The organism is Okeania sp. SIO2F4, from assembly GCF_010672385.1.
Lineage (GTDB): Bacteria > Cyanobacteriota > Cyanobacteriia > Cyanobacteriales > Microcoleaceae > Trichodesmium.
Genome location: NZ_JAAHGT010000517.1, coordinates 1 through 6733 on the forward strand (window position 1 = coordinate 1; position 6733 = coordinate 6733).

The 6733-nt window shown below is 40.4% G+C and carries 7 protein-coding genes and 1 pseudogene; 2 read left to right on the top strand and 6 right to left on the bottom strand.

Translation table 11 applies throughout. The annotated features are described in order from the left end of the window. Positions 1-540 (top strand): tetratricopeptide repeat protein (locus F6K22_RS26310; protein ID WP_293104851.1); only part of this gene is annotated, 540 nt, incomplete at its 5' end. A 283-nt stretch (positions 541-823) separates the two neighbouring features. On the opposite strand, the gene F6K22_RS26315 is transcribed toward F6K22_RS26310, so the two are convergent. The 5 genes from F6K22_RS26315 to F6K22_RS26335 form a co-directional block, all read right to left on the bottom strand. Beyond that, complete coding sequence (locus F6K22_RS26315; RefSeq protein ID WP_293104854.1) at positions 824-991, bottom strand: zinc ribbon domain-containing protein; 168 nt, start codon at positions 989-991, stop codon at positions 824-826. Further along, positions 966-1094 carry a hypothetical protein gene (locus tag F6K22_RS26320; RefSeq protein WP_293104857.1) on the bottom strand — a complete coding sequence of 43 codons (129 nt, stop codon included), beginning with the start codon at positions 1092-1094 and terminating at the stop codon, positions 966-968. Before F6K22_RS26320 ends, F6K22_RS26315 begins: the two co-directional genes overlap by 26 nt. A 160-nt stretch (positions 1095-1254) precedes the next feature. Next, positions 1255-1473 (bottom strand): hypothetical protein, encoded by a 219-nt coding sequence (locus F6K22_RS26325; protein WP_293104860.1) that lies wholly within the window; start codon positions 1471-1473, stop codon positions 1255-1257. Positions 1474-1748: 275 nt separating this feature from the next. Then, positions 1749-1910 carry a hypothetical protein gene (locus F6K22_RS26330; protein ID WP_293104863.1) on the bottom strand — a complete coding sequence of 54 codons (162 nt, stop codon included), beginning with the start codon at positions 1908-1910 and terminating at the stop codon, positions 1749-1751. A 369-nt stretch (positions 1911-2279) separates the two neighbouring features. After that, on the bottom strand, positions 2280-2879 hold the full coding sequence (locus F6K22_RS26335) for a sigma-70 family RNA polymerase sigma factor (protein ID WP_293104866.1): 600 nt from the start codon (positions 2877-2879) through the stop codon (positions 2280-2282). Between the two features lie 828 nt (positions 2880-3707). Here F6K22_RS26335 and F6K22_RS26340 point away from each other — a divergent pair. Continuing rightward, positions 3708-6281 (top strand): S8 family serine peptidase, encoded by a 2574-nt coding sequence (locus F6K22_RS26340; protein WP_293104868.1) that lies wholly within the window; start codon positions 3708-3710, stop codon positions 6279-6281. Between the two features lie 289 nt (positions 6282-6570). Here F6K22_RS26340 and F6K22_RS42500 read toward each other — a convergent pair. Further along, positions 6571-6676: pseudogene (locus F6K22_RS42500) on the bottom strand (MerR family DNA-binding transcriptional regulator); the annotation flags it as partial. Positions 6677-6733: the final 57 nt, after the last annotated feature.

Sequence of the window (6733 nt, forward strand, 5' to 3'; positions counted from 1 at the left end):
AATCAATTTGTCCCTGTTAATACTAGAGGTAGTGCTCTTTTAGGTTTAGAAAGATATGAAGAAGCTCTGGCGATGTATGAGCAGGCATTGCAACAACCAGAGGATTCTTTTGATACTTATACTGGGTGGAGAAACAAAGGATTAACTCTCAGTGCTTTAGAAAGATATGAAGAAGCTATCGAATGTCACGATCGAGCTGTTGAATGGTACGATCGCTCCGAAGAAGAAGGTAAAGCTTTGAGAGGTAGAGATGATTTAGCAGCTGTTTGGGAAGATAAAGGATGGGCTTTAATAAGTCTTGAGAAACATGATGAAGGGATGATTTGCTTTAACAAAGCTATAGAATGTATACCAGATGATGGCTGGCTTGTATACAATAAGGTTTGCGGTTATGCTATACAAGATAAAATTGACCAGGCTCTGGAAAATTTAGAACAAGCTATCAATTTAGAACCAGAAGTAAAATATTGGGTACAAGAAGACCCAGATTGTCAAAATATTCGTTCTGATGCACGATTTGAGGCATTAGTTTCCAGTTAATTGTATTCCTCAAAAAATTATTAATTGATATTTTTGTGTAGGGCGATCGCATATTTGAAACAAAAGGTCGCTTTTTTTATTATATCTAATGTCAACTGTTTTTGTCCGTTCTTAGAAACCTATGATTATCTATATAAATCTATGATTTTCGTGCTTACAATCTGTTCTATTCCCTATTCCACTGGCAACGTCGGCGTTATCCAGCTCCTCTGGCTGTCACGGTCGTTCGCCGAAGGCGGAGCGTAGCTCTCACTGACTGCCTAAGCTCGATTTAAGCTAGCATTCAAATCTCGATCGCGCGGTTCGTTGCGGAGAAATCGCAACTGAAACCACAGTGTTCACAGTTAAAAGTATGCTCTGATAAGGACAGAGACTGCTTCACATGACCACACTGAGAGCAAGTTTTAGAACTAGGAAACCATCTATCAACAATTATGAGCTTCAGAATCATATAACTTACATTTGTACTCTAACTGTCTACGAAACTCATAAAAACCCATGTCGGCAACAGCCTTAGCTACGTTGCATGCAACGTAGCTGTGATTTGCCATCATGCCTGATACATTGTCATACTTCTATTACTATCTGGCTGTGGTTTTTAGCCGGCTGAAGTAGTCATTTTATGCAATGTATCTTTTCTGATGTCAGCTACCTTTGTGTGTAACTGAGCTATTCTGAGTTGCGCCTTTTTCCAGTTAGAGCGAAAACTTGGTTTTATGCCTGCGAGCGGTATTGTAGTCGTGATAGTTTAGATTCCAACTTTCGGTAAGACTTAGCACCAACAAAAACTTCCCCTGTTGACAATGTTGCCAAAGTTTTAATTCCTAAATCTACACCAACTACATCTATTGATTTTTCAGTTATTTGACAAACTCTATCTACTTTGAAACTGACAAACCATCTATCAGATGCCTTAGTTATAGTTACAGCCACACGGAGTTACATTATCTGGCAGTATTTCATAAGTTTTCATCCATCCAATTCGGGGCAGTTTTATATGATTAAAACTTACTGATATTGAACCATCTAAATAATTAATAATTAATAATTAATAATTAATAATTAGTTTTCTTTTAACAAAATTGTTAAATGCTTGATCGCCATTCACGAGACAGTCGGAACTGGAGCATTTTGTCACATGAAACCAACTGTTTTATTAAGAAAAAAACTTTTTACTGTCCAGTTAGTTTTCTTTCATTATTAATTGTTCATTGTTCATTATTCATTACTATTCTACCTTTTTTCTTGAATTTAGGTTGTCCTGATACTTTATTAAAACAACGTTTCCAAGCTAGAGATAAATATCTCAAAGCATATTGAGGTGCTGTTTTAGACACTTCATAGTACCAAAAGTTTTTAGGTTTAACCATTGCTACTAAAAGTTTATGCAGGTCAATAGATGTGGGAAATTTAAGTTTACTCTCAGGATTATGGGAATTTGCTATGCGGATATTTCTAGTTAACCATAATCCCCAATTCCAAGCGTGACGTTAGCGTTTGCGTAGCATTCCGCAGGAAAGCTATGCGCCAGCAAACTACAAAGCGCGTGTTTAGCCAGCAGCGTTTTTTGCTGGTTTGTGGGGTGTAATTCAGCGCATGAATCCAAGTAGCATAAACAGATAATCCCAGATTTTAAGAGATAATACCAGATTTTAGCCAACAGTTACAAGCCCTAATTAACACAAATTAACCCAAAAATTTGGTTAAGAATAGGAATAATGATAACGCCCTACTAATTTTTAGAATCCCATCTCTTCAAGTAAACGACTTTCTAGCTCTTTCCAGCGCTTAGAAATGGTACTTTGCCTTAATCCCATTTCTTGAGCAAGTTGTGTTTGAGTTTTACCCTGAAGTCTTCCTAACCAAAGATCCTTGTACTTTCGTTTGGGGTAACATTGGTCGAGATTTTCGATAATATGAGCTGCTTTGAGGGCTAAATCTTCTATCTCCAAATTTTCCCATAAATTTGATTTGTTTGATAAAGTTTCTAGTAGAGGTACATCTGTCTCAGATACATATCGATCTAAACTCATGCAATATCGATTTTTTTCTTGGTAAATACAGTCAATTATCGAATTTTTTGCTACTTTAGCTGACCAACAATAAAAATCCTTAATTGTATCACCAGAAAATTTTCCTGCTTGAATTGCTTCTACAATTTTCAAGTAAGCTATCTGTAGAGCATCTTCCCAAGAAATACTGCTGTTATAGGTACGTTTGCGGGCAATATTTTCCAGAATTTTTCTATGCTCGGAACAATTAATCAATTGATTCCAATACTCAATTTCTCTGTTAAATATTGTTTGATGTTGAGTCTTTACAAGTTTGTTAAAAAACATAAAATATCGATCCTAGTCTTTAAACTTATAGACACTGACCTGATAGTTTTGGGGAAATTAATCATTCATTGTGAGATGCTTAATCTCAGAAATATTACGGTTGTAATGAATGACTTGAAGGAATCAGACACAGATGCAACTTAGACTAATCTCTCAGTTAAAATAGATAATATTTCCTAGAATTTCAGAGTTATGCAGTAAGTTTCAGTGTAGTCTAACTTCCTTAAATTCCAGAGGCAAAATAAGCAGAATGGAGTTCTATCGTGGTAGCGGTGGGAGGCACGATCGCTTTAATCCAAAATTCTTGAGTCTAAAATTTGGGATAACTAGAAATTTATCAGACTATAGATATATTTGAGTGTTGAATCAGACAGTAAAGCAATTGGCATTAATGCCTCAAAGGTGGGAGTTATAAACAAGTAACTTTGACTTGTCAGTCCAAAATTCTTTACTATAAATCTGGGACAACCAGAAATTTATCACACTATACATATACTTGAGTATTGAATCAGATACCAAATGCTATTCGCATTAATATCCCAGACAATAAAAACGCTACAACTTTTGTTTAGCAATACCTTTAACCATATCTAGACCTTTTGAGAAAAATATTTTTGAGAAATTTTGGAATATTTTCTGCGGGGAAACCGTTAATAGTAACAAGAGAGTTGAAGCATGAAACACTTAAATGCCTCAACCTAGTCTGGAAAACGAACAAGTTGAGAAAATTAGTTAAATGGACACTAAGTTCTTACTTGCCAGAACAGTATTGTTCCAGATTGATAACCAGTTCCTTCACATTAATGTATTAAAAAGGGAGTTATTCAAATGAGTAAAAGTATGCACTCACAGGAGGCAGATTTCTTTTATACCGACAAATCAAGTGGCACCGAACTCAAATTTACACCCAAGACAGATGAAGTAGTGGCTTTGATCGCCGACAAATCAATGGTCGATCTAGAAACGGCTGATGCCTCCGGGAAATTAGTCGGCATCAATACTCAACGGCGTTTTGCGGTGCTACAGGTTTCCAAGGATGAACAACAGAGCATGACTGATGCACTTGTGGCAGATCCGCAGATTGCTAACTCAATTCCTGTAATGGTTGATGGTGATGGTCTGAACCGCTACTTCTTACCTAATGAGTACACCGTGCAGTTTAATGAAGGTGTTAGTGCAAGAGATGCTGAAAAGATAATTGAGGAAGTGGGCAGCACAGTTGTCTACAAGCAGCGAACAGAGGGCTATTACACCGTCTCCGTGCCAGAGGGTGTGGCTCTCTTCACGGCAATCCGGCAGATGTCTGCGTATAGTGCTGTCGCCTTTGCTGAACCCAGTGAATTTGGTCTTAATGATGGCCTGTATGAACCGAACGATCCATACTTTAATACACTTTGGGGACTACGGAATACAGGCCAAACAGTGAATGGTAAGACTGGAACCGCTGGTGCTGACATCAAGATTGTCCCTGCGTGGGATATCACACGTGGCAAATCATCTGTTATCATTGCTGTGATAGACACGGGAGCAGATTTAGATCATCCAGATCTAAAATTCAATATTCTGCCTCGAGGGGTCGAGGACTGGGACTTTGCTGCCAATGACAAAGTACCAGAAGATGAAGGTAGTAGCACCCATGGAACCCATGTAGCAGGAACTGTGGCTGCAGTTGACAATAACATCGGCGTTATCGGTGTTGCACCGGGGTGTCAGATTATGCCCCTGCGTGTCAACCTGACTAGCGGCATGAACGCAAACCGCGCCGATGCAATTAACTATGTTGCTAACCAGGCTGCGACTTACCCAGATCGTCGCTATGTAATTAACTGTAGTTGGAAGATGAGCGGTAACCACGCTGGGGTAAGGAACTCGATCGTCAATGCGGTAAATAAGAATGTGGTCGTTGTCTTTGCTGCCGGCAATGACAAAAGAAACACAGACTTCACACCCGAATATCCAGGGGTTTACCCGCAAGTAATTGCAGTTGCGGCTACCGATCAGCGTGACAAAAAAGCATCATTTTCCAACTACGGCAACAATGTAGATGTGTCAGCACCTGGTGTCAACATCCGTTCAAGTATTGGTGGTGGGAACTACGGATACAAAAACGGGACCTCAATGGCTGCACCTCATGTGGCTGGTTTAGCAGCTCTAATCTGGTCGGTCAACCCATCACTGACCAATGCGCAGGTTCGTAAGACTATTGAGGATAACTGCGATAATATCGACAGTCTCAATCCCACCTATGCAGGTAAGCTAGGAAAAGGACGCATAAACGCATATAAATCTCTGTTGAACACAATACCACGAGGTTATGCTGGAGTGTGGCGCTCCGGCACGGGACGCTATGCTGTGTGGATAAACGCTTCTTGGCAGAGTTTCCGGGATAAGTGGCAAGAGTGGAATGCTCAGGGGTTGCGACTTCACGATATCCATGTCAGACGGCGTGGGAGTAAAACCCTTTATTCCGGTGTATTTCTGCCTGGCTCTGGAGCTTATGGTTTGTGGGCTAATGTGACCTGGGATAGCTTCAAAGCAAAGTGGGAAGAGTGGAGTAATCAGGGGCTGAGATTGGTAGATATTCATGTTCATCGTGTTGGTAACAAGAATCGCTACTCTGGTGTGTTTCTCCCTGGCTCTGGAGCTTATGGTTTGTGGGCTAATGTGACCTGGGATAGCTTCAAAGCAAAGTGGGAGGAGTTGAGCCGTCAAGGACTGAGACTGGTGGATATTCACGTTCATCGTGTTGGAAACAAAACTCGCTACTCAGGTGTGTTCCTACCAGGTCGTGGTGGTTATGGACTTTGGGCGAACACAACCTGGTCTAGCTTTGTCTCTAAATGGCGGGAGTGGAGCAATCAAGGATTACGATTGGTTGATTTGAATATGCATCAAGTAGGTAATTCAATCCGTTATTCGGGTGTGTTCTTACCGGGGAATGATAGCCATTATCTTTGGGCTAATGTTACGTTTGAGAGCCTCCGAGCCAAATGGCAAGAGCTAGACGAACAGGGACTGCGATTAATTGATTTTGAAATCACTAATCCTGAAGATGATGCTACCGATTTCTCTGATATCAGTCTCGGAGGTGGGGAGATTTCATATTCACCGCTTGAGCAGGAGGCATTTGGGGGGATTTTCGGGCAAGAAACCGTGAACGATGTGGTTGATTTTTATCAAACCCCCCTCGAAGGGGGTGGCGGTATTGGAACTGGGAATGGTGCCAAAGCTGACCCTAAAGTCGATCGTGATTTGGAAATGAATGGGGGAGCTTTCTTTCCCAACGAGAGTGAGAACTCAAATGACCAGGAAGGATTAGGAGGTGCATTTTTTAACATAGAATCTGCTGATTTACCCATGACCGAGGTTGAGGGATACGGAGGAGTCGTTCTGCAAGATTAGATTGAGGAATCTGGAGTTTAGCTCACGAGAACACGGGGTAACAAGCTAATTGAAAGCTATATTTAGAAAGGGACTTGCGGACGGGAACTGAATGATACTTCAATAAAAATCAAGCGCTTATTGAGAATGGGGAGAGGTTTAGTGCGTTTGCCCTGGGGACTAAATTTGGTTACTGACCGTTCTCAACTAGGATTGTCAAACTGCTTCATAAAACCGATATAAAACGTCATATAGCGTGACATTTTAATGTTTACTTCCTGTCTCTTGGTCAGCATTCCCTATCCTCTTCGGTATAGTAGCGGTGATTTGACCTATACGCGCTTGCCTTTTAACTTTCCAGAATTATCCCAACGCTGTAAAGTTTTTACACTAACTCCTAATCTTTCCGCAAATTCGTGATTGTTTCATATCCTAGACATTTTGTGTATATTTGTCTAGGATAGTCTATATTT